Source organism: Variovorax sp. PvP013 (genome assembly GCF_050435945.1).
GTDB lineage: Bacteria > Pseudomonadota > Gammaproteobacteria > Burkholderiales > Burkholderiaceae_C > Variovorax.
Genome location: NZ_JBNDLF010000001.1, coordinates 86,216 through 107,378, shown reverse-complemented (window position 1 = coordinate 107,378; position 21,163 = coordinate 86,216). Strand labels below are relative to the sequence as shown.

Genomic DNA, 21,163 nt, shown 5'->3' with positions numbered 1-21,163 from the left:
CTTCAGGCGAGCTTGCCGGTGTATTTCTCGAGCAGCGCCCAGGCGTCGTCGCCGAACTTCTTCTTCCACTCCTCGTAGAACTTGGCCTCGCGCAGCTTGGCGCGGAAGACCTCGGCGTTGGTGGCGTTGAACTCCATGCCCTTGGCCTTGAGGTCGGCCGTCAGGCTGTCGTTGAGCTTCCTGACCTCCGCGCGCTGCTTGAGGCCGGCCTCGGCGACGTGGTGGGCGACGATCTCGCGCAGGTCGGCGGGCAGCCGGTCCACCGCGCGCTTGTTGCCCAGGAACCAGAAGCCGTCCCACATGTGGTTGGTGACCGAGCAGTACTTCTGCACCTCGTTGAGCTTGGCCGTGGCCACGATGGCCAGCGGGTTCTCCTGGCCGTCGACGATCTTGGTCTGCAGGGCGGTGTAGACCTCGGCGAAGTTGATGGTGGTGGGCGAGGCGTCGAAGGCCTTGAACATCGAGACCCAGAACGGGCTGGGCGGCACGCGCATCTTCATGCCCTTCAGGTCTTCCGGCTTGGTGATGGGGCGCGTGCTGGTGGTCATCTGGCGATAGCCGTTGTCCCAGATCTTGTCGAAGGCCACGAGCGTGCCGGTGGCCGCGATCTGCTTGCGCACGTGGGCGCCGAGCTCGCCGTCCATGGCGGCCCAGACCTGGTCGTAGTCCTTGAACGCGAAGCCCACGCCGCTGATCTGCGCCGAGGGCACCAGCGTGCCCAGGATCAGCGGCGAGAGCGTGAAGAACTCGAGCGCGCCGTTGCGCAGCTGCGAGAGCATGTCGGTGTCGGTGCCCAGCTGGCTGCTGGGGAACACCTTGATGTCGACCCGGCCCTTGGTGTCGGCCAGGATCCTGCCAACCATCTCGTTGGCGCTGACGTTGAGCGGGTGGGTGATGGGCAGGTTGTTGCCGAACTTCATCGTGAATTCGGCCTTCTGCGCGCGCGCCAGGGGCGCGAGGGTCGGCAGGGCCAGGGCGGCGGAGCCGGCGAGCAGGGTGCGGCGGTTGAGTTGCATGGGGTTGTCTCCTCGGTTGGATGTCATGGGGGATCAGGCGGTCGGCGGCTCGACGAAATCGCCGCGCTCCACGAGCAGCCGGCGCACGTCCTTCTTCACGATCTTGCCGTAGCCCGACTTGGGCAGCGCGTCCCAGAAGAACACGCGGTGCGGCCAGCGGTAGCGCGCCAGCCGGCCCTCCAGGAAGGCCGGCAGCGCGGCGGCGTCCAGGGGTTCCACGCCCGGCGCGCGCACGATCACCGCGGCCCCGACCTCGCCCCACTTGGGATCGGGCAGGCCCAGCACGGCGACCTCGGCGATGCCGGGGTGGGCGAGCAGGACCTCCTCGACCTCGCGCGGGTAGACGTTGGAGCCGCCGGAAATGTACATGTCCGACTCGCGCCCGGTGATGTGGAGCAGGCCGCGCGCGTCCATCCGCCCCAGGTCGCCGGTGTGGAACCAGCCGCCGCGCAGCGCCTTGGCCGTGGCCTGCGGATCGCCGTGGTAGCCGCCGAAGACGGCCGGACCCCGGCAGCAGATCTCGCCGACCTCGCCGACGGGCAGCGGTCGCAGCCCGGCGTCCAGGATGGCGACCTCCATGCCGGTGCGCGGCCGGCCGCAGGCGCCGACGTTGGCGTCGGGCGAGGCGTCGTCGGCGTCGTGCATCTCGCGCGGCAGCACGGTGATGCAGCCGGTCACCTCGCCCAGGCCGAAGTACTGCACCAGCACCGGCCCCAGCGTCCGCAGGGCGCGCTTCTGGTCGGCGCGGTACATGGGCGCGCCGGCGTAGACCACGTAGCGCAGCGAGCCGTGGTCGTGCGCGTGGACCGACGGGTGCTCGACCAGGATCTTGACGATGGTCGGCACCGTGAACAGGTTGGTCACGCGGTGGCGCTCCACCAGCGCCCAGACGACCGCCGGGTCGAGCTTCTCCGAGGGCAGCAGCACCGTGGCCGCGCCGCGCGCGACGTTGAGCAGCGCGTGGATGCCCGCGCCGTGCGAGAGCGGTGCCACGGCGATCGAGCAGTCGCGCTCGGTCGTGCCCGGGATCAGGTCGGCCAGGTGGTTGGTGACCACGAAGGCCATCTGGCCGTGCGTCAGGATGCCGGCCTTGGGCTTGCCGGTGGTGCCCGAGGTGTAGAAGAACCACAGCGGATCGTCGGCGCGCACCGCGGCCTCGGGCACCGACCGGCCCAGGCCGCCCGCGACCAGGGCCTCGTAGTCGTGCTCGCCGGCGCGCGGGGCGCCGATCGCGATCACTTCGCGCAGCACGGGCGAGGCGGCGCGCACGGCGTCGGCGTGGGCCGCGAAGTCGGACTCCACGATCATGGCCACCGCTCCGCTGGAAGCGCCGAGGTAGGCGACCTCGCCGGGCGTGAGCCGGAAGTTGGTCGGCACCCAGACGCAGCCCAGCCTGAAGGCGGCCCAGCCGCACTCGAAGAGCTGGCGGTTGTTGCGCGAGTGCACGAGGATCGCGTCGCCCCGGCGCAGGCCGAGCCCGTGCAGCGCGTGGGCCAGGGCGTCGACGCGGCGGTCGATCTCGGCCCAGGTCCATTGCCGGTCGCCCTGGATCAGCCCCGGCCGGTCCGGATGCAGCCGGGCGGTCTGCGCGAGCAGCTGGGCCAGGTTGCAGGCATGCGGGCTGCCGGTCGCCGAGGCGGACGGCGACGACGACAGCGCGTCGTTCGAGGCCGCCGGGTCGGCGGCCAGCACCGCGCTCATGCCGTCGCCTCCAGCACGCTGAGGTAGTTGGCCACCGCCGCGCCGCCCATGTTGAAGACCGCGCCCAGCCCGGCGCGCGTCACCTGCATGTCGCCGGCGGTGCCGGAGAGCTGCATCGCGGCCATGACGTGCTGCGACACCCCGGTCGCGCCGATCGGATGGCCGCGCGACTTGAGCCCGCCCGATGGATTGACCGGCAGCCGGCCGTCGGCGCGGCTGACGCCGTCGAGGATCACGCGGGCGCCCTCGCCGTGCGGCGCCAGGCCCATGGCCTCGTACTCCAGCAGCTCGGCGACGGTGAAGCAGTCGTGCGTCTCGACGAAGTGCAGGTCCTCCAGGCGCGCGCCGGCGGCGTCGAGCCCGCGTTGCCATGCCAACGCTGCGCCCTCGAAACGCGTCGGGTCGCGCATCGACAGCGGCAGGAATTCGTTGACCTGGGTGCGCGAGCGCCAGCGCACGGCCGGCACCCGGGCGCCCGTGACCGGGGCCATCGACACCACCAGCGCGGCGGCGCCGTCGGACACCAGCGAGCAGTCCGAGCGCTTGAGCGGCCCGGCCACGAAGGGGTTCTTGTCGGAAGGCTGGCGGCAGAAGTCGAAACCCAGGTCGCGCTTCATGTGCGCCCACGGGTTGCGCACGCCGTTGGCGTGGTTCTTGGCCGAGATCGCCGCCAGGGCGTCGGACTGGTCGCCGAAGCGCTCGAAGTAGGTCGAGGCGATGGTGCCGAAGACGCCCGCGAAGCCCCCCGGCGTGTCGCCCTCCTCCCGCACGTAGGAGCAGCGCAGCAGCACCTCGCCGATCTGCGCGTTGGGCAGGGTGTTCATCTTCTCCAGGCCCACCACCAGCGCATGGCGCATGCGGCCGCTGGCCACCGCGTCGAGCGCGGCCCAGATGGCGGCCGAGCCGGTCGCGCAGGCGTTCTCCAGCCGCACCGACGGCGTGTGGCGGAACTCCGGGAACGCCAGCGCCGCCAGCGCGCCGCTGAAGTCCTGGCGCAGGAAGCCGCCGTTGAAATGGCCGACGAAGACGCCGTCGATGTCCGCCGGGGCCAGTCCGGCGGTGTCGAGCGCGCCCTGCGCCGCCTCGCGGAAGAGGTCCTGCGCCTCCACCGCGTCGTGCTTGCCGAAGGGGGTGTGCCCCCATCCGATGATGTGTGCCTGGGTCATGAGGGTTCACTATGTGGACTGGCGGATACGGGATCGCCCCAGCCCTGGGTTGGCGATGCCAGGAACGATAATGAAGATCGACCGCCGGCCACCCCCAGGCTTTCCTTCAACCGCCGACAAAGAGGTTCAACATATGGACCAGATGATCCGGGTAAGCCCGGACCCCCTGGCCGCGCCCGACCTCACGGCGGGCGCGCAGACGCTGCGCCGCGGCCTGGCGGTGCTGCGCCTGCTGACCCGCGTGGGTCCCGGCGGCCTGCGCATGACCGAGATCGTGCGCCGGCTCGACCTGCCCAAGGCCACGGTGGTGCGCCTGACCCGCACCCTGCTCGACGAGGGCTTCGTCATGCACGAGCGCGGCTCGGGCGCCTACCGGCTGGGCCCCGAGGCCTTCGCCGTCGGTCTGGCGGCCGAGCCCAGCTACGCCCTGCAGCGCCTGGCCGCGCCCACACTGCGCGCGTTGGCGCTGGAGTCGGGCGACACGGTCTTCTTCGGCGTGCTGCACGGCATCGAGAGCATCTGCCTGTCGCGCGACGAGGGCGACTTCCCGATCCGCAACCAGCTCGTGAAGCCGGGCGACCGCTTCCCGCTGGGCGTGGGCGCGGGCGCGCTGGCCACGCTGGCGGCGCTCTCGGACGAGGCGGTGCGCGACATCCTGGCGCGCAACGCCGCGCTGCGCTCGGCGCACTACCCGCGCTGCACCGACGACGCCCTGCTCGCGCTGGTGCGCGAGACCCGCGCGCGCGGCTACTGCGTGAACCCGGGGCTGGTGCTGGAGAGCGCCTGGGCGGTGGGCGTGCCCGTCTACGACGCCAACGGCCGCACGGTCGGCTCCATCAGCATCGCCGCCATCGAGCAGCGCCTGGGACCGGCGCGCGCGGCGCAGCTGGGCAACCGGCTCATGCAGGCCAGCCAGGCGCTCACGCGGATGCTCGCCACCGGCGGCATGCCCGAGGACGCCTGAACGCGGCGCGGACGCGTCCCCGGCATCGCGCGGCATCGCCGCGGCCCCCTCATTTTTTCAACGGAGACAGACTGACATGGCATCGAAAGACACTTCATCCTCCCCCGTCGCGGTGGTCACGGGCGGCGCGCGCGGCATCGGCCTGGCCATCGCCGAATGGTTCCTGGAACGGGACCATCGCGTCGCCCTGCTCGACGTCGACGCCGCCACGCTGGACGCCACGGCCACCCGCCTGGCCGATGCGGACCGCGTGCTGGCCGTGTCCTGCGACGTCTCGGACCCGGCGCAGGTGCAGGCCGCCGTCGACCGCGTCGCGCAGGCCTTCGGCCGCATCGACGCGCTGGTCAACAACGCCGGCGTGGCGGTGTTCAAGCCGATCGGCGAGACCTCCTTCGCCGAGTGGCGCCAGGTGCTGTCGGTCAACCTCGACGGCGCCTTCCTCTGCGCCCAGGCCTGCGTGCCGCACATGCTGCGCGGCGGCCGCGGCGGCGCGATCGTCAACATCGCCTCCATCTCCGGCCTGCGCGCCAGCACGCTGCGCGTGGCCTACGGCACCAGCAAGGCGGCGCTGATCCAGCTCACCAAGCAGCAGGCGGTGGAGCTGGGCACCGTGGGCATCCGCGCCAACGTCGTCGCGCCCGGCCCGGTGGAGACCGAGATGGCCAAGCTGGTCCACAGCGTGGCGATCCGCTCGGACTACCACGACGTGATCCCGCTGGAGCGCTACGGCACCGTGCAGGAGATCGCCGCGGCCGTGGGCTTCCTGTGCAGCCCCGCCGCCAGCTACATCAACGGCCAGGTGCTGGCCGTCGACGGCGGCTTCGAGGCCGCCGGCGTGGGCCTGCCGACGCTGCGCAAGACCGCGCGCGGCTGAGCCCGGAGCGGCGCCCCTCCATGACCATGCGCAGCATCCGGCACTTCGGGCCGCGCGACGCGCGGCGGCTGCAGGCCGTCGAATGCCGGCTGAGCCACGCCGCGCTGGCGCTGCCGGGCGACGCCGACCTGCTCGGCGCGCTGGCCGACGCGGTGGCGCGGCACGGCGCGCGCAGCGCCGTCTGCACCCTGCGGGGCGGCACCTTCTCGCACCTGGGCTTCGTGATGCCGGCGCTCTCGCGCGATGCGGAACACGCCGTCTACTACAGCGAGCGCCACCTGCCCGCCGTGCCGGTGACGCTGGAGTCGGGCACGGTCACCGTCGGCCTGCGCGAGGGCCGGCCCTGGTTCCACTGCCACGGCGTCTGGCGCGACGCCGGCGGCCGGCGCCTGGCCGGCCACGTGCTGCCCGACCAGGCCCGCATCGCCGAGCCCGTCGCGGCGTCGATATGGCTGCTGCACGGCGCCGACTACGTCGTCGGCCGCGACGCCGAGACCCGCTTCGACCTGTTCCAGCCCGTGGCGCGCGACACGCCCACGGGCCACGGCACCGCCGCTTTCGCGCTACAGGTGCGGCCCAACGAGGACATCTGCCACGCGCTGGAGGCGCAGTGCGCCGCGCGCGGCGTCGCCCGTGCGCGCGTGCGCGGCGGCGTCGGCAGCCTGGTCGGCGCGATGTTCGACGACGGCCGCGTCGTCGAGCCCTTCGTCACCGAGGTGCTGGTGCACGACGGCCGGCTCGCCCCCGGCGCCGACGGCGCGCCCTGCGCCGCGCTGGACGTGAGCGTCGTCGACCACACCGGCGGCCTCGCGCGCGGCCGGCTCGCGCGCGGGTGCAACCCGGTGCTGGTGACCTTCGAGCTGGTGGTCGAGCCGGTGGCGCCCGGCGCCTGAGGTGCCCGGCGAAGCCGCGCCTCCCGCAGACCGCGCCGGCCGGCGCCGCTACAGTCGATGACCGTTCGCGGCGTCTCGCCCCCATAGAAACCATTTCCCACGGAGCCTTCCATGCGCCGCCTCCTCGCCCCCCTCCTGATCGCCCTGGGCGCCCTCGCCGCCCAGGCCCATGCCGACGACATCAAGGTGCTGACCGCCGGCGCCTTCAAGCAGGTCGTGGTGGCGGCGGTGCCGGCGTTCGAGGCCCGCACCGGGCACCGGGTGGAAGTGCAGAACGACACCGCCGGGGCCTTGTCCAGGCGCATCGCCGCCGGCGAGCGCTTCGACGTGCTGATGCTCACGCCGGCGCTGCTCAAGCCGCTGGGCGAGAGCGGTCGCGTGGCGGCCGACAGCATCGCGCCCTTGGCCAAGGTCGGCATCGGCGTGGCGGTGAAGGCCGGCGCGCCGATGCCGAGGATCGCCACGGTGGAGGAGTTCAAGCAGGCCTTGCTCGACGCACGCCGCGTGGCCTACATCGACCCGGCCTCGGGTGGCTCCAGCGGCATCTACCTCGACGGCCTGTTCCAGCGCCTGGGCATCGCCGACGCCGTCAAGGCCAAGGCGGTGCTGGTGCCCGGCGGCCTGGTCGCCGAGCGGCTGGTCACGGGCGAGGCCGACCTGGCGGTGCACCAGGTCAGCGAGATCCTGCCGGTGGCCGGCGCGACGCTGGTCGGCGCGCTGCCCGAGTCGATCCAGAACTACACCACCTACGCCGGCGCCGTCGCGGCCGACAGCGCCCACGCCGACGCGGCGCGCGCCTTCCTCGCCACGCTGACCGCGCCGGAGGCCGCCGCGACGCTGCGCGCCAAGGGCATGCAGCCGGCGCGCTGAAGACCCATGAGCGCCCCGCCCGACACGGCGCCGTCGCCGACGCCGCCGCCCGCCGTCGATCCCCGGCGCGGCCGCCTGATCGCCCTGCTGGTGGCCGCCGCGTTCTTCATGGAGAACCTCGACGCCACCGTCATCACCACGGCGGTGCCGGCGATGGCGCGGAGCTTCGGCGTGGCGCCGGTGGCGCTGTCGGTGGGCATCAGCGCCTACCTGCTGGCGCTGGCGGTGTTCATCCCGGTCAGCGGCTGGGTGGCCGACCGCTTCGGCGCGCGCCGGGTGTTCGCCGGCGCGGTGCTGCTGTTCACGCTGGCCTCGATCGCCTGCGGCCTCTCGCAGAGCCTGCCGGTGTTCGTCGCCGCGCGCGTCGCGCAGGGCATCGGCGGCGCGCTGATGGTGCCGGTGGGCCGGCTGGTGGTGCTGCGCAGCACGCCCAAGCGCGACCTGGTCAAGGCCATCGCCACGCTGACCTGGCCCGGCCTGGCGGCGCCGGTGCTGGGGCCGCCGCTGGGCGGCTGGATCGCCAGCACCTGGAGCTGGCACTGGATCTTCCTGCTCAACGTGCCGCTGGGCGCCGTGGCGCTGGTGCTGGCGCTGCGCTGGATCGACGACACGCCCGGAGCGCGCCGGCCGTTCGACGGCCTCGGCTTCGCGGCCAGCGGCATCGGACTGGCGGCGTTGATGTACGGGCTCGACCTGTGGAGCCACGCCCCGGTCGACCGGCCGCTCGCCCTCGCCTTCACCGCCGGCGGACTGGGCGCGCTGGCCTTCGCGCTGTGGCACCTGCGGCGCGCGGCGCATCCGCTGGTCGACCTGTCGGCCTTCGGCGTGCGGACCTTCCGCGTGTCGGTGGTCGGCGGCTCGCTGTTCCGCATCGCGATCAGCACGGCGCCGTTCCTGCTGCCGCTGATGTTCCAGCTCGCCTTCGGCCTGGGCATGGTGACCTCGGGCTTCCTGATGCTGGCGCTGTTCGCGGGCAACCTGGGCATGAAGCCGGCCACCGGCTTCGTGCTGCGGCGCCTGGGATTCCGCGGCGCGCTGCTCGTCAACGGCGTGCTGGTGGCGCTCGGCTTCGTCGCCTGCGCCCTGCTCTCGCCGACCACGCCGCTGCCGGCGATGGTGGCGGTGCTGGTGTTCTGCGGCATGTGCCGCTCGATGCAGTTCACCGCGCTCAACACGCTCGCCTTCTGCGACACCAGCCCGGCGCAGACCGGCGGCGCGACGACGCTCTACAGCATGTTCCAGCAGCTCGGCGCGGGCATCGGCGTGGCCTTCGGCGCCATCGCGCTGAACGTCACCGAGCGCTTCACCGGCCACGCCGGCCACCCGGGCGTGACGGACTTCCGCATCGCGCTGGGCGCCGTGGCCGTGCTGGCGCTGCTGGCCCTGATCGACATGGCGCGGCTGCCGCCGGATGCGGGCGACGAGGTGGTCAGCCGGCGCGCGGCAACGGCGGGATGATCCGCTCGGCCTCCAGCCGCGCGAACAGGTCGTCGAAGGCGTCGGGCGTGCTCTGGTAGCCGGTGAAGCCGGCCTTGCGGCTCTTGCCCATGTCGGCGAGCACCTCCATCGGCCGGCCGAGGTCGGCGTCGGTGTGCCACCACGACGCCAGCTTGCCGAGGTCGGCCTCGCGCAGGCCGTGGCGCCGCGCGATGTCGGCCCAGGCGGCGACGGCCTCGTCGCCCATGCGGTCGGCCAGCGGGCGCACCACGCCGTCGAAGGGCGCGGCCTCGATGCCGAAGCGCTCGGCGATGCGCGGCCACATCCACTGCCAGCGGAACACGTCGCCGTCGACGACGTTGAAGTCCTGGTCGCGCGCCGACTCGCTGGTCGCCGCCCAGGTCAGGTGGCGCGCCAGCAGGCGGGCGTCGGTCATGTCGGTCAGGCCGTTCCATTGCGCGGCCGAGCCTGGGAAGACGAAGGGTCGGCCGGTCTCGCGGCACAGCGTGGCGTAGACCGCCAGCGTCACGCCCATGTTCATCGCGTTGCCGACGGCGTAGCCGATGATGGTGTGCGGGCGATGCACGCTCCAGCCGAAGCCGTGGCGCGCGGCGGCCTCGAACAACCGGTCCTCCTGTTCGTAGTAGAAGTTGTCGACCGGCTGGCGGCCCTGCTCCTCGCGGAACGGCGTGACCGGCACCGCGCCGGTGGCGTAGGCCTCGAACGGACCGAGGTAGTGCTTCAGGCCGGTGACCAGCGCCGCGTGACCGCCCTTCAACGACGACCCGATGGCGTCGAGCACGTTGCCCACCATGGCGCCGTTGACGCGGATGTTCTCCTTCTCGGTGGCCTGCCGGGCCCAGGCGGTGAAGAACACGCGGTCGACATCGAGACCGACGAGCGCGGCGCGCAGCTCGTCGGGCCGGGTCAGGTCGGCGACCAGCGGCAGGCAGCCGTCGGGCACCGCGGTGCGACCGCGCGAGAGGCCGTGGACGGTCCAGCCCTGGTTCAGGAGATGTTCGGAGAGCGCGCGGCCGATGACGCCGCTGATGCCGATGACGAGGGCTTTGTGGGACATGGGGAAAACCCTTCCTTTTGGATGCAAAGGTGGAGGGTAGGCGGTCGGGGGAGGCCTGTGATCGGGAGGGCCTCTTTCGACTGCCGAGCCGATGTCTTCGAAGCGGATGCGTCGCGTCCACAGGCCTCTGTCTCTGCTTGGGCAAGTGGCTGCAAGCCTGCGCCTTCAGCGCTCGGAACGCATCTCCGCATCGAAGTTGGCCTTGCGGTCTGTCAATGAATGGTGTCTGAAAACATGCATGTCAAAGCTCGGCTCAAGTGAAAGCCTTCCAGAGATCGGTGCGCAGGAGCCAGGGATTGATGAGGCTGGAAGCGAGTTCGATCGTCTGGTAATCGGTGATCTCGGCGAGGAGTTTGTGCCTGGAGCCTGAGTTGTCGAAGATGTAGGCACGATCGGCGACCTCGCAGGCCGGGGTCATCAGAGCGATCGATTTGTGGTACCGCTCGATCACCTTGTCGTCGTCGACCCGGTGGCCGCCCTGCAGCACACGCCGTCGCACGCGGTCGATGTTGATGTCGGGGTCGTCCGTCGCCACGAAATAGAGATAGACGCGATACCCGCGCGCCCGTGCTTCCTTCATGAATTCGATCTTCGAGGGGTGGGACATCACGGTCTCGAAAGTGAAGGTCCGGCCCGCTGCAAGCAGTTCCTGCCGAATGGCTTCCGCCAGCGCCGCAGCCAGGTATGAGTCGTGCGGAGCGGGTACCCACAGCCTCATCGCATCGTCGAGCGTGAGGCCCGAGAGCAACGCCGGCAGGTCGAGCTTTTCTTCAAGTCCGAACGTCTGGAGGCTTCGCTTGATCCGTTTCAAGGCAGCGGCAGCCTCTCCACCGATGCCCAGCTGACGCAAGTCCAGGAATCCCCGTGCGACCTTGAGATCGCGCTCGATCTCGTCGGCGTTGACGAAGACGCCAATCCACTGGGGCTTCAGTTCGGACTTGATGGTGCTCTTGCCGGACCCGTTGGGGCCGGCAAGCACCCGGAGCCGAGGCTGCGCCGTCGTCGACCGGATCGGCTTGGCGGCCTTGGCCTTGGCGGCCATTGGTTCGCTTTCGACAGGCCTACTTGACACGCCTGAGGACGGTGCCTGGCTTGACGCGCTTCCCCAGCGGCAAATCCTTGAGGACCGTGATGCTGCCATCGCGCTTTCGCTCGACCAGTTGGCCGTTGCTGGTCTTCACGGTGACGGCGCCGGTCCGCTCCAGCGTCGTCCGGTAGGCTTCATGGCCGGCCTTCGCCGCGAGCCGTGGGATACGTCGTTCCGCGATCTGCATCCCTCGTTCGGTGAGGGTGTTCCGACTGGTAGGGGTCGCCATGGATGTCCAATGAAGCTTGGTCGGGCCAGTCTAACAGTGGCCCCCGGGACTGGGACTGACCCCAGCCATCCGCCCTCAATCGAAATTCAACAACACCTTCATCGCCCGCGACCGGTCCGCCGCCAGCGCGAAGGCGCGCGCCGAGTCGCGGTACGACAGCGTCGCCGAGATGAGCGGCTTGACGTCCACCAGCCCCTTGTTGAGCAGTTCCACCGCCACCGCGAACTCCTCGTGGAAGCGGAAGGCGCCGCGCAGGTCGAACTCCTTGGCGACGATGACGTTGATCGGCAACGTCATCTCGCCGCCCAGGCCGATCTGCACGATCACGCCGCGCGGGCGCAGCGCCTCGAAGGCGCCGACGAGCGCGCGCGCGTTGCCGCTGGCCTCGAACAGGACGTCGAAGCTGCCCTTGTCGGCCGTGAAGCGCTTCAGGCCCTCGGGCTCCTCGGCGACGTTGACGACCTCGTCGGCGCCCACCTTGAGCGCCTTGCCCAGGGTGTGCGCGCCGACGTCGGTGGCCACGATGTGGCTCGCTCCGGCACGGCGCGCGGCGACGATCGCCAGTGCGCCGATCGGGCCGCAACCCGTGACCAGCACGCGCTTGCCCAGCAGCGGCCCGGCGCGGCGCACCGCGTGCAGCGCCACCGACAGCGGCTCGGCCATGGCGCCCTCGCCGTCGCTGACCGAATCGGCCAGCCGGTGCGCCTGCCAGTGCTCGACCACGATCTCCTGGCGGAAGGCGCCCTGCACGTGCGGGTTGCGCATGGCGCTGCCGTAGTAGCGCATGTCCAGGCAGTGGTTCTGCAGGCCCTGCTGGCAGTACGTGCACAGGCCGCAGGGCCGGCTCGGGCTGATGGCGACGCGCTCGCCGGCGGCGAACGACGTCTGCGGTCCGGCCTCGGCGACGACGCCGGCGACCTCGTGGCCCAGCACCATCGGCTCCTGGATGCGCACGGTGCCGAAGCCGCCATGCTGGTAGTAGTGCAGGTCGGAGCCGCAGATGCCGCCGCAGCGCACGCGCACGCGCAGCTGGCCGGGGCCGACCTCGGGGGTGTCGATCGGCTCGACGCGCAGGTCGCCGGGGGCGTGGATGACGAGAGCTTCCATGGGGGGTGTCGTGTCCGGTTCGTTGGGATTCAGAGCGTGGCGGTGACGCCGCCGTCCACGTACAGCACGTGGCCGTTGACGAAGCTGGCGGCGTCGCTCGCCAGGAACACGGCCGCGCCGGCCAGCTCCTCGACGTCGCCCCAGCGGCGCGACGGCGTGCGTCCGACCAGCCATTTCGTGAAGTCGACGTCGTGGACCAGCTTCTCGGTCAGCTCGGTCTTGAAGTAGCCCGGGCCGATGCCGTTGACCTGCAGCCCGTGCGGGCCCCAGTCGATGGCCATGCCCTTGGTGAGCATCTTCACCGCGCCCTTGCTGGCGGTGTAGGGCGCGATGCCGGGGCGGCCCAGCTCGCTCTGCACCGAGCAGATGTTGATGATCTTGCCGCGCCCGCGCGGGATCATGTGGTTGGCCACCGCCTTGCCGACCAGGAACACGCTGTCGAGGTTGGTGCGCATCAGCTCGTGCCAGTCGGCCTCGGCGAAGCCTTCGAGCGGGCCGCGGCGCTGCATGCCGGCGTTGTTCACCAGGATGTCGATGGCGCCGATGTCGGCCTCGATGCCGGCGACGGCGGCGTTCACGGCGGCACCGTCGGTGACGTCGAAGACGGCGGTGCGGATGTCGGCCGCCCCGCCCTCGCGCAGCGTGACGGCGGCCGCGTCGAGCTTGGCGGCGTTGCGGCCGTTGAGGATCACGCGCGCGCCGGCGCTGGCCAGCGCGCGCGCCAGACCGAAGCCGATGCCCGAGCCGGAGCCGGTGACCAGCGCCGTGCGCCCGGTGAGATCGAAGCTTCTGAGGATGGATGCGGGAGTCACGATGCGGTGCCTTCGGAAGTCGATGCGGACGGGGATGCGGATGCGGAGGCGGCCAGCACCTCGGGGTTGATCGGCGTCGGCGGCCGCCCCGGCGTCGCGCCGAGGCCGAGCGCGGCGACCAGGTTGTCCACGGCCAGCGTGCCCATGGCGCGGCGGGTGCGGATCGAGGCGCTGCCGATGTGCGCGGTCAGCACCACGTTGGGCAGGTCCAGCAGCGCGGGATTGACGCGCGGCTCGCCCTCGAAGACGTCCAGCCCGGCCGCGGCGAGGGTGCCCGCGCGCAGCGCCTCGGCCAATGCCGCGTCGTCGACGATGCCGCCGCGCGCGATGTTGACCAGCGTCGCGGTCGGCTTCATGCGCGCCAGCTCCGCCGCGCCGATGGCGTGGTGCGAGGACGCCGAGTACGGCAGCACCAGCACCAGGTGGTCGGCCCGGGCCAGCAGTTCGTCCTTGCCGACGTAGCGCGCGCCGGACTCGGCCTCCAGCGCCGGGTCGAGCCGCGAGCGGTTGTGATAGATCACCGGCATGTCGAAGCCGCGCGCGCCGCGCCGCGCGACGGCGCGGCCGATGGCGCCCATGCCCAGGATGCCCAGCGTCGCGCCGTGCACCTCGGCGCCGGCGAACTGGTCGTGGATGCCGGTCTTGGTCCACTCGCCGCGGCGCACGAAGCGCTCGGACTCGGTGACGCGGCGCGCCGTCGCCATCAGCAACGCGAAGCCGAGGTCGGCCGTGGTCTCGGTCAGCACGCCGGGCGTGTTGGTCGCCAGCACGCCGCGCGCGGTGCAGGCGGGCACGTCGATGTGGTTGTAGCCCACGCCGACGCTGCAGACGAACTTCAGTTGCGGGCAGGCGTCGAGCAGTTCGGCGTCGATGCGGTCGCTGCCGTGGGCCACCATGCCGGTCTTGCCCCGCAGGCGCTCGATCAGCTCGGCCCGGCTCCAGAGCGCGTCGTCGGGGTTGTCGGTGACGTCGGCGTGGGCGCGCAGGCGCTCGACGACGTCGGGAAAGGTGGCGCGGGTGACCAGGACGGAGGGGCGCATCGGGGTTTGTCTCCAGGATGTCGAAAGCGACGACCTTAAGCACGCGCCGCGCGTCTGCAAAGAGGAAATCCATCTGATGCCATGCGAATTACCGATGCGACCCCGCGCGTCCGATCGCCCCCGGGTCCGGCGTCGTGGGGGCATCGACACGCCGGATCGACGCCCGTGTCGCCAGAATCCCTGCATCCCGCATCGCCACCCATCGGAACGACCTTCATGACGATCACCTCCCAGGCACGCCATCGGCGTCGCACGCTCACCCTGGCCGGCCTGCTGGCGCTGGCCTGCACCGGCGCCGCGGCGCAACCGGAGACCGCCGCCGTCCCCGCGCCGCGCCGCGGCCAGGCCGGCAAGGACGTCGTCTGGATCGCCACGCCGGACGCGGCGGTCGACCGCATGCTGCGCATGGCCGAGGTGCGCGCCGCCGACCGGGTGGTGGACCTGGGCGCGGGCGACGGCCGGATCGCCATCGCCGCCGGCCGCGACTTCGGCGCGCGCGCGACCGGGCTGGAGTTCGATGCCGACCTGGTCGCGCTGTCCGCCCGGCGCGCGCGAGAGGCCGGCGTGGCCGGGCGGGTCGACTTCCGGCGCGCGGACATCTTCGCCACCGACTTCGCCGACGCCACCGTGGTCACGATGTACCTGCTGCCGGAACTCAACCTGCGGCTGCGGCCGGTGCTGTTCCGCATGGCGCCGGGCACGCGCGTGGTGTCGCACTCGTTCACCATGGGCGACTGGCGGCCCGACGAGACGTCCACCGTTGGCAACGCCGCGCTCCACCTCTGGCGGGTGCCGGCGAACGCGGCGGGCGTCTGGCGCGTGCGGGCGCCCTCGCCCGCCGCCGCCGTCCTTGGCGACGCGCCATCGAGCGCGAGCGCTCCGGGCGTTCCCGCCACGCCCGGCGAGTTCCGGTTCTCCCAGCGGTTCCAGCAGATCGAGGGCGACGCGTCGTTCGGCCCGCTGACGGCGGGCGCGGTCCGCCCGGTGCTCGCCGGCGACGCGTTGAGCTTCGCCGTGCGCGACGGCGACGGCGCCCTGCTGCAGGTGCGAGCGCGCATCGCGGGCGACCGCATGACCGGCACGCTGGCGCGCGAGACCGGCGCGGCCCTGGCCTTCGACGCCGAGCGCGTGGGCGACGCCCCGCCCATCGACGGCGTGGAGGCCACCCAGGCCGAGCGCGACGCCGCCGTGCGGGTGCTCAATTAGTTGTTGCAGCGCGCCTCCAGCGCATCGATGAAGGCGCGGCTCCAGCGGCCCTCCTTCATGGCGCGGATGGTCTCGGCCTCGGCGTCGAGGTGGGCGCGGGCGCGCACGATGAGGTCCTCGACGCCCGTCTGCGGGATGGCCAGCAGGCCGTCCATGTCGCCCACCACGATGTCGCCGGGGTTGACCACCATGCCGCCGACGGAGACCGGCACGTTGATCTCGCCCGGGCCATCCTTGTACGGGCCGCGATGCGTGACGCCGCGCGCGTAGATCGGGAAATCGCGCTCGGCGATCTCGGCGACGTCGCGGATCGCGCCGTCGATGACCAGCCCCACCACGCCGATGGTGGCGGCGTAGAACGACAGGATGCCGCCGACCACCGCGTTGTTGAGGTCGCCGCCGGCATCGACGACGAGCACGTCGCCGGGCCGGCAGAACTCCAGCGCGCGCAGGTAGGTCAGGTTGTCGCCGCCGCGCGAGCGCGCCGTGACGGCCGTGCCGGCCATCGTCTTCGCGCCGACGCGGTGGTGGGGCCGCAGGCACGAGGTACCGATGTTGCGGTGCATGTTGTCGCTCACCGCCGCCACGGGCAGTTCGCGCAGGGCGGCGAGCACGCCCTCGTCGGCGGCCGTGGCCGAGGGGTTCTTGCGGATGGCTCTGTAGGTGGTCATGGGAGTCCGGAATTCGTCGGGTTGGAAGGCGGCGGCCCGTTCAGCGCAGGGCGGAGATCGCGCGGGCCATGCGGGCGCAGCCTTCCTCCAGGATGTCGATCGACGTCGCGATCGACAGCCGGAAGTACGGCGACAGGCCGTAGGCCGTGCCGGCGACGACGGCCACGCCCTCGCTCTCGAGCAGGTACATCACCAGGTCGCCGTCCTCGGCGATGGTCCTGCCCTCGGGCGTGGTCCTGCCGATGGTGCCGGCGCAGTTGACGTAGAGATAGAAGGCGCCGTCGGGCGAGCGGCAGCTCAGGCCGGGGATGGCGTTGATCAGGGCCAGCGTGCGGTCGCGGCGCTGCTTGTAGACCGCCACGCTCTCGGCGACGAAGCCCTGGTCGCCCGAGAGCGCCGCGGCGGCCGCCGCCTGGCTGATCGAGCAGCAGTTGCCGGTCGACTGCGACAGCAGCTTGTCCAGCGCGGCCACCAGGTCGCGCGGGCCGGCGACGTAGCCGATGCGCCAGCCGGTCATGGCGTAGGTCTTGGACACGCCGTTGACCACCAGCGTGCGGTCGCGCAGTTCCGGCGCCGCCTGCAGCAGGTGCGCGGTGGGCTGGCCGTCGAAGCGGATGTGCTCGTAGATGTCGTCGGTCATCACCAGCACGTGCGGATGGCGCGCGAGCACGTCGGCCAGCGCCCGGTACTCGGCGTGCGTGTAGGCCGCGCCGGTCGGGTTGCTCGGCGAGTTGATCAGCAGCCAGCGCGTGCGCGGCGTGATGGCCGCCTCCAGCTGCGCCGGCGAGAGCTTGAAGCCCTGCGACTCCGGGCAGGCCACGGTCACGGGCACGCCGTCGGAGGCCAGCACCATGTCGGGGTACGACACCCAGTAGGGTGCCGGCACGATGACCTCGTCGCCCGGCTCCAGGGTGATGGAGAAGGCGCTGTAGATCGCGCTCTTGGCGCCGCTGGTGACGATGATCTCGTTCATCTCGTAGGCGAGGTCGTTCTCGCGCCGGAGCTTGTCGACGATGGCTTGGCGCAGCTCGACCGTGCCGGCCATCAGCGTGTAGCGCGTCGCGCCGCGGTTCATGGCGGCGGCGGCGGCCTGGCGGATGTGCAGCGGCGTGTCGAAGTCGGGCTCGCCCACCACCAGGTTGACGATCGATCGGCCCTGGCGGCGCAGCTCGTTGGCGCGGTCGGCCGCGGAGGTGCTGGGCGAGGGCTTGATGCGCCGGACGCGGGCGGCGATGCGGGACGGGGTCACGGGCGGTTCCTTGGGGAGCGGGGGATGGGCGCAACGGTACGCAGATCGCCCTCGCGGGGCCAAGACGAGTTCGTTCTGGTCGTATAGGAAGCGCTTATGGCGCGCGGCCGTCGACCCTCGCCGCCCTGCGGGCAATGCCGGTGGTGACGCCGCGCGCCGGCTGCTAGGCTCGACTTTTGCGTGGAGACCGGCGTGAACCTCAGACGCCTCAAGTATTTCGTCAAGATCGTGGACATCGGCAGCCTGACGCAGGCCGCCGAGGTGCTCTTCATCGCCCAGCCGGCCCTGAGCCAGCAGCTCGCCACCCTGGAGGGCGAGGTGCGCCAGCAGCTGCTGGTGCGCACCAAGCGCGGCGTCACGCCGACTGAGGCGGGCAAGGTGCTCTACCGCCACGCGCAGATCATCCTGCGCCAGTGCGAGCAGGCGCGCGTGGACATGGAGGCCACCGGCATGGGCCTGTCGGGCGCGGTGTCGGTCGGGCTGGCGCCGGGCACGGCGGCCTCGGCCCTGTCGCTGCCATTGCTGCGCACCGTGCGGGCGCGGCATCCGGGCATCGTGCTCTACCTCAACGAGAACTACGGCACCACGCTGAGCGAACTCATCATGAACGGCCGCATGGACCTGGCCGTGCTCTACGGCAGCAAGGCGATCCACGGCCTCTCCTTCCTGCCGCTGCTCAAGGAGCCGCTGATGCTGGTCGGCCCGGCCGCCATGCCCGCGCCCGCGCAGCCGGTGCGGCTGGCCGACCTGGGCGAGGTCGAGCTGCTGCTGCCGCGCCCCTACAACGTGGTGCGCAAGCTGGTCGACGAGGCCTTCGCGCGCCACGGCAAGGCGCCGCGCGTGGTAGCGGAGATCGAGTCGGCCTTCACGCTCACCGCCGCCATCGCCGACGGCCTGGGCGCGACCATCCTGCCGGCGTCGATGGCGCGCGAGCTGGTGGCGTCCTGCGGCGCCTGGCAGTTCGCCATCGTCGACCCGGTGATGGAGGCGCCGCTGGCGCTGTGCCAGTCGGACCACCTGCCGCTCTCGGAGCCGGCCGCGGCGGTCAAGAGCATCCTGCTCGAGCTGGTGGTCGACCTCGCCGACCGCTTCGCCTCCACGCCGGAACCCGCACTGGCCGCCTTGTCATAGGACACGCCTCCAGGCCCGGCCGACCGGTCGCGATCAGAACGCCTCCCAGCCCAATTCCCCGTCCTTCGCGGCCGCGATGCTGGCGACAAGGGGCGGCCGGACCGGCTCGACCGCCGCTCGCACGGATGCGGGTCTGGCTGCCGGCCTCGTCCCGGCGACCCGCCGGGCAGCGGCGGACCGGCCCGCGTCGCTGGTCCCGGGGGCCGGCGTCGCCGGCGTGGAACCGGAAACCGGCGCGAACGACACGGCGTCGTCGAGCTGGAACGTCGAGACCACCTGCGTCAGGCTGGCCGCCTGGGCCTTCAACGAATCCGCGGCCGCGGCGGACTGTTCGACGAGCGCGGCGTTCTGCTGCGTCACCCGGTCCATCTCGTGCACGGCGACGCTGATCTGGGCGATGCCGTCGCTCTGTTCGCTGGATGCCACCGAGATCTCGTCGATGATGCGGGCGACGCGTTTGACTGCCGTCAGGAGTTCCTCCATGGTGCGGCCGGCGTCGTCGGCCAGCGCCGTGCCGCCCTCGACGCGCCGGGTCGAGTCCTCGATCAGGACCTTGATGTCCTTGGCCGCCACCGCGCTGCGCTGGGCCAGGCTGCGCACCTCGGAGGCCACGACCGCGAAGCCCCGGCCCTGCTCGCCGGCGCGCGCGGCCTCCACGGCCGCGTTCAAGGCCAGGATGTTGGTCTGGAAGGCGATGCCCTCGATCACGCTGATGATGTCGCCGACCTTGCGGGAGCTCGCACTGATGCCCTGCATGTTCTCCACCATGCGGGCGAAGTTGGTGCTGCCCAGATCGGCCACCTGCGCGGCGTCGACGGCCAGCTGCCGCGCCTCCATCGCGCTCGCGGCGTTGTGCTTGACCGTCGCCGTGAGCTGCTCGACGCTGGCGGCGGTCTCCTCCAGCGCCCCGGCCTGCTGCTCGGTGCGTCGCGACAGATCGTTGTTGCCCACGGCGATTTCGCGGACGCCGATGTCGATGAGACGGGTGCCGTTCCTGATCTTCGCGACGGTCTGGGCCAGATCGAGCTTCATCCTGGAGATGGTCCACAGCAAGCTGTGGGCGTCGCCCGCGCGCAGGACCACCTCGCCGGTCAGGTCGCCCTTGGCGACGCGCGTGGCGACACCGGCGGCGTAGGCCGGCTCGCCGCCGAGCGACGACAGGATGCTGCGGGTCAGGCGCCAGGCGAGCAGGCCCATCGTGGCCACCGCGGCCAGGAGGATGGTCAGCACCTTCCAGGCGGAATTCCAGAACGCGGCGTCGATGTCGTCGGTGAAGAAGCCCGTGCCGATCCACCAGTTCCAGGCCGGCGAAGGCACCACGCCGTTGATCTTCGGCACGAGGTCCGTGCCGTTGGGCCGCTTGACCAGCAGCGTGACCAGGCCGACGTGGTCGCGCGCGATCGCCTCGGCATAGGCTTCGCCGTCGGACCGGCCGTCGGTGGTCTTCGCCTGGCTCTGCGGGATGGTGCCCACGAGACTCTTGTTCGGATGGACCTGCTGCATGCCGTCCGGGTTGCGGACCCAGTAGTAGCTCTTGCCGTCGTTGTTCAGGTGGCCGAGCGCCGACTTGGCCGCCGCCTGGGCCTGCTCACGGCTCAGGGTGCCGCCGCGCTCCAGCGCCTGGTAGTGATTGACCATGTTCTCGGCCATCAGCAGCATGTTGACGATCTGCGCCCGACGGTCCTCGAGCATGGCGTTCTTCAGGTTGTAGAGGGAAAAGATACTCAGCAAGGTCAATCCGGCCAGGGCGGCGACGGCGAGACTCACGAGGCGGGTGGACAGTTTCACGACTGGTTTCGGTAAGGTTGGTAGGTTGGGGAAAAACAGCTGCGATCCACGCGGCCGGCCACCTTCCCGAGGCTGACGGCCCGTCCCGCATCCAGCCGAAAGCGTTCAGTGCATCACGTCACTATCGGCAGCTTCGAGGAAAACTGAAGCGGCACGGCATCCAGGATCGCATCGCCCGCCGGGCTTGCGCGCCGCCACCACCGACCGGTGTCCATCACGTCGTCATAAGCCGCCCTTATCCCGGCACAGCCATTCCGTCTTTGGGTTTCCGGGGCGCGGCAGTTACCTTTCACCTCGGCCGCTGTCCGCGCGTTCGCTGAACGCGGGCGGCCCGCACGAAGGTCGCGCAGCCGCCGGGGAAAGCCATGAACCAGGAACAGATCAAGATGCTCATCGACGCCTTCGCGGCGTCGGACCTGTCGATGCTGGAGTTCAGCGAGAACGGCTGCACGCTGCGGCTGGCGCGCCGGGGCGCGGCGCTGCCGGCGGCCGGCGGCGCGGCGTCGGCACCGGTGGTCGCCGCTCCCGTCCCCGCTCCCGCCGCCGACGCGGCCGCCGTCACCGCCGCGGACGACACCACCGCAGCGCCGCCGCCCGGACCCGCGCCGACCGCCGACGTCACGGCCCCGCTCTACGGCGTGGTGCACCTGCGCCCGGCGCCGGGCGAGCCCGATTTCGTTCAGGCCGGCGAAGCGGTCGAGGCCGGCCGGACGCTGTGCGTCGTCGAGGCGATGAAGGTCTTCAACGAGGTCCACGCCCCGCGCGGCGCGACGATCGCCTCGGTCCTGGTGGAGAGCGGCCAGGAGGTCGACGCCGGCCAGGTCCTGTTCCGGCTGGGCTGACG

General features: G+C 71.7%; 20 protein-coding genes. 8 read left to right on the top strand and 12 right to left on the bottom strand.

What is annotated here, in order from left to right; all coding sequences use genetic code 11:
• Positions 1-2 precede the first annotated feature (2 nt).
• Genes ABID77_RS00535 through ABID77_RS00525 form a run of 3 tightly spaced genes read right to left on the bottom strand, consistent with a single transcriptional unit; the run spans position 3 to position 3,883 of the window.
• Positions 3-1,016 carry a TRAP transporter substrate-binding protein gene (locus ABID77_RS00535; RefSeq protein WP_429589360.1) on the bottom strand — a complete coding sequence of 338 codons (1,014 nt, stop codon included), beginning with the start codon at positions 1,014-1,016 and terminating at the stop codon, positions 3-5.
• Between the two features lie 33 nt (positions 1,017-1,049).
• Positions 1,050-2,717 (bottom strand): acyl-CoA synthetase, encoded by a 1,668-nt coding sequence (locus ABID77_RS00530; protein WP_429589357.1) that lies wholly within the window; start codon positions 2,715-2,717, stop codon positions 1,050-1,052.
• Positions 2,714-3,883, bottom strand: a complete 1,170-nt coding sequence (locus ABID77_RS00525) for an acetyl-CoA acetyltransferase (RefSeq protein WP_429589354.1) — start codon at positions 3,881-3,883, stop codon at positions 2,714-2,716. Before ABID77_RS00525 ends, ABID77_RS00530 begins: the two co-directional genes overlap by 4 nt.
• 133 nt (positions 3,884-4,016) lie before the next feature.
• On the opposite strand from ABID77_RS00525, the gene ABID77_RS00520 reads away from it, so the two are divergent.
• The 5 genes from ABID77_RS00520 to ABID77_RS00500 all read left to right on the top strand — a co-directional run bounded on the left by ABID77_RS00520 (position 4,017) and on the right by ABID77_RS00500 (position 8,942).
• Entirely contained in the window at positions 4,017-4,847 is an 831-nt protein-coding gene (locus tag ABID77_RS00520) for an IclR family transcriptional regulator (protein WP_429589351.1), read from the top strand.
• Positions 4,848-4,923: 76 nt separating this feature from the next.
• Complete coding sequence (locus tag ABID77_RS00515; RefSeq protein ID WP_429589348.1) at positions 4,924-5,721, top strand: SDR family NAD(P)-dependent oxidoreductase; 798 nt, start codon at positions 4,924-4,926, stop codon at positions 5,719-5,721.
• A 20-nt stretch (positions 5,722-5,741) separates the two neighbouring features.
• Positions 5,742-6,614 (top strand): PCC domain-containing protein, encoded by an 873-nt coding sequence (locus tag ABID77_RS00510; protein ID WP_429589345.1) that lies wholly within the window; start codon positions 5,742-5,744, stop codon positions 6,612-6,614.
• Between the two features lie 111 nt (positions 6,615-6,725).
• Positions 6,726-7,484 carry an extracellular solute-binding protein gene (locus ABID77_RS00505; protein ID WP_429589342.1) on the top strand — a complete coding sequence of 253 codons (759 nt, stop codon included), beginning with the start codon at positions 6,726-6,728 and terminating at the stop codon, positions 7,482-7,484.
• A gap of 6 nt (positions 7,485-7,490) precedes the next feature.
• Positions 7,491-8,942 carry a DHA2 family efflux MFS transporter permease subunit gene (locus ABID77_RS00500; protein WP_429589338.1) on the top strand — a complete coding sequence of 484 codons (1,452 nt, stop codon included), beginning with the start codon at positions 7,491-7,493 and terminating at the stop codon, positions 8,940-8,942.
• Here the strand turns inward: ABID77_RS00500 and ABID77_RS00495 are convergent.
• The 6 genes from ABID77_RS00495 to ABID77_RS00470 form a co-directional block, all read right to left on the bottom strand.
• On the bottom strand, positions 8,914-9,999 hold the full coding sequence (locus ABID77_RS00495; RefSeq protein WP_429589335.1) for an SDR family oxidoreductase: 1,086 nt from the start codon (positions 9,997-9,999) through the stop codon (positions 8,914-8,916). The two genes, ABID77_RS00500 and ABID77_RS00495, sit on opposite strands and share 29 nt — an antisense overlap.
• Positions 10,000-10,252: 253 nt before the next feature.
• Positions 10,253-11,041 (bottom strand): zeta toxin family protein, encoded by a 789-nt coding sequence (locus ABID77_RS00490; RefSeq protein ID WP_429589332.1) that lies wholly within the window; start codon positions 11,039-11,041, stop codon positions 10,253-10,255.
• A gap of 19 nt (positions 11,042-11,060) precedes the next feature.
• Complete coding sequence (locus ABID77_RS00485) at positions 11,061-11,315, bottom strand: hypothetical protein (RefSeq protein ID WP_429589329.1); 255 nt, start codon at positions 11,313-11,315, stop codon at positions 11,061-11,063.
• A gap of 75 nt (positions 11,316-11,390) precedes the next feature.
• Positions 11,391-12,422: an L-idonate 5-dehydrogenase gene (locus tag ABID77_RS00480; protein WP_429589326.1), complete on the bottom strand. Its 1,032-nt coding sequence runs from the start codon at positions 12,420-12,422 to the stop codon at positions 11,391-11,393.
• Positions 12,423-12,451: 29 nt separating this feature from the next.
• Positions 12,452-13,234, bottom strand: a complete 783-nt coding sequence (locus ABID77_RS00475; RefSeq protein ID WP_429589323.1) for an SDR family oxidoreductase — start codon at positions 13,232-13,234, stop codon at positions 12,452-12,454.
• On the bottom strand, positions 13,231-14,274 hold the full coding sequence (locus ABID77_RS00470; RefSeq protein WP_429589319.1) for a 2-hydroxyacid dehydrogenase: 1,044 nt from the start codon (positions 14,272-14,274) through the stop codon (positions 13,231-13,233). Before ABID77_RS00470 ends, ABID77_RS00475 begins: the two co-directional genes overlap by 4 nt.
• A gap of 216 nt (positions 14,275-14,490) precedes the next feature.
• On the opposite strand from ABID77_RS00470, the gene ABID77_RS00465 reads away from it, so the two are divergent.
• A complete protein-coding gene (locus ABID77_RS00465) occupies positions 14,491-15,480 on the top strand; it encodes an SAM-dependent methyltransferase (protein WP_429589316.1) in 990 nt (329 codons plus the stop codon).
• On the opposite strand, the gene ABID77_RS00460 is transcribed toward ABID77_RS00465, so the two are convergent.
• Both ABID77_RS00460 and ABID77_RS00455 read right to left on the bottom strand, forming a co-directional pair.
• Positions 15,477-16,151, bottom strand: a complete 675-nt coding sequence (locus tag ABID77_RS00460) for an RraA family protein (RefSeq protein WP_429589312.1) — start codon at positions 16,149-16,151, stop codon at positions 15,477-15,479. The two genes, ABID77_RS00465 and ABID77_RS00460, sit on opposite strands and share 4 nt — an antisense overlap.
• Before the next feature lie 40 nt (positions 16,152-16,191).
• Complete coding sequence (locus ABID77_RS00455) at positions 16,192-17,400, bottom strand: aspartate transaminase (protein ID WP_429589309.1); 1,209 nt, start codon at positions 17,398-17,400, stop codon at positions 16,192-16,194.
• A gap of 192 nt (positions 17,401-17,592) precedes the next feature.
• Between ABID77_RS00455 and nac the strand changes: the two genes are divergently transcribed.
• The gene (gene nac / locus ABID77_RS00450) at positions 17,593-18,531 is read left to right on the top strand and encodes a nitrogen assimilation transcriptional regulator NAC (protein ID WP_429589306.1); all 939 of its coding nucleotides are present in this window, start codon (positions 17,593-17,595) and stop codon (positions 18,529-18,531) included.
• Between the two features lie 33 nt (positions 18,532-18,564).
• On the opposite strand, the gene ABID77_RS00445 is transcribed toward nac, so the two are convergent.
• Positions 18,565-20,319 carry a methyl-accepting chemotaxis protein gene (locus tag ABID77_RS00445; RefSeq protein ID WP_429589303.1) on the bottom strand — a complete coding sequence of 585 codons (1,755 nt, stop codon included), beginning with the start codon at positions 20,317-20,319 and terminating at the stop codon, positions 18,565-18,567.
• A 365-nt stretch (positions 20,320-20,684) separates the two neighbouring features.
• On the opposite strand from ABID77_RS00445, the gene ABID77_RS00440 reads away from it, so the two are divergent.
• Complete coding sequence (locus tag ABID77_RS00440) at positions 20,685-21,161, top strand: acetyl-CoA carboxylase biotin carboxyl carrier protein (protein WP_429589300.1); 477 nt, start codon at positions 20,685-20,687, stop codon at positions 21,159-21,161.
• The last annotated feature ends 2 nt before the right edge of the window (positions 21,162-21,163 follow it).

Excerpts from the sequence above, each read along its gene's own strand:
- ABID77_RS00535 (WP_429589360.1), bottom strand. The coding sequence starts at position 1,016 with ATGCAACTCAACCGCCGCACCCTGCTCGCCGGCTCCGCCGCCCTGGCC.
- ABID77_RS00530 (WP_429589357.1), bottom strand. The coding sequence starts at position 2,717 with ATGAGCGCGGTGCTGGCCGCCGACCCGGCGGCCTCGAACGACGCGCTG.
- ABID77_RS00525 (WP_429589354.1), bottom strand. The coding sequence starts at position 3,883 with ATGACCCAGGCACACATCATCGGATGGGGGCACACCCCCTTCGGCAAG.
- ABID77_RS00520 (WP_429589351.1), top strand. The coding sequence starts at position 4,017 with ATGGACCAGATGATCCGGGTAAGCCCGGACCCCCTGGCCGCGCCCGAC.
- ABID77_RS00515 (WP_429589348.1), top strand. The coding sequence starts at position 4,924 with ATGGCATCGAAAGACACTTCATCCTCCCCCGTCGCGGTGGTCACGGGC.
- ABID77_RS00510 (WP_429589345.1), top strand. The coding sequence starts at position 5,742 with ATGACCATGCGCAGCATCCGGCACTTCGGGCCGCGCGACGCGCGGCGG.
- ABID77_RS00505 (WP_429589342.1), top strand. The coding sequence starts at position 6,726 with ATGCGCCGCCTCCTCGCCCCCCTCCTGATCGCCCTGGGCGCCCTCGCC.
- ABID77_RS00500 (WP_429589338.1), top strand. The coding sequence starts at position 7,491 with ATGAGCGCCCCGCCCGACACGGCGCCGTCGCCGACGCCGCCGCCCGCC.
- ABID77_RS00495 (WP_429589335.1), bottom strand. The coding sequence starts at position 9,999 with ATGTCCCACAAAGCCCTCGTCATCGGCATCAGCGGCGTCATCGGCCGC.
- ABID77_RS00490 (WP_429589332.1), bottom strand. The coding sequence starts at position 11,041 with ATGGCCGCCAAGGCCAAGGCCGCCAAGCCGATCCGGTCGACGACGGCG.
- ABID77_RS00485 (WP_429589329.1), bottom strand. The coding sequence starts at position 11,315 with ATGGCGACCCCTACCAGTCGGAACACCCTCACCGAACGAGGGATGCAG.
- ABID77_RS00480 (WP_429589326.1), bottom strand. The coding sequence starts at position 12,422 with ATGGAAGCTCTCGTCATCCACGCCCCCGGCGACCTGCGCGTCGAGCCG.
- ABID77_RS00470 (WP_429589319.1), bottom strand. The coding sequence starts at position 14,274 with ATGCGCCCCTCCGTCCTGGTCACCCGCGCCACCTTTCCCGACGTCGTC.
- ABID77_RS00465 (WP_429589316.1), top strand. The coding sequence starts at position 14,491 with ATGACGATCACCTCCCAGGCACGCCATCGGCGTCGCACGCTCACCCTG.
- ABID77_RS00460 (WP_429589312.1), bottom strand. The coding sequence starts at position 16,151 with ATGACCACCTACAGAGCCATCCGCAAGAACCCCTCGGCCACGGCCGCC.
- ABID77_RS00440 (WP_429589300.1), top strand. The coding sequence starts at position 20,685 with ATGAACCAGGAACAGATCAAGATGCTCATCGACGCCTTCGCGGCGTCG.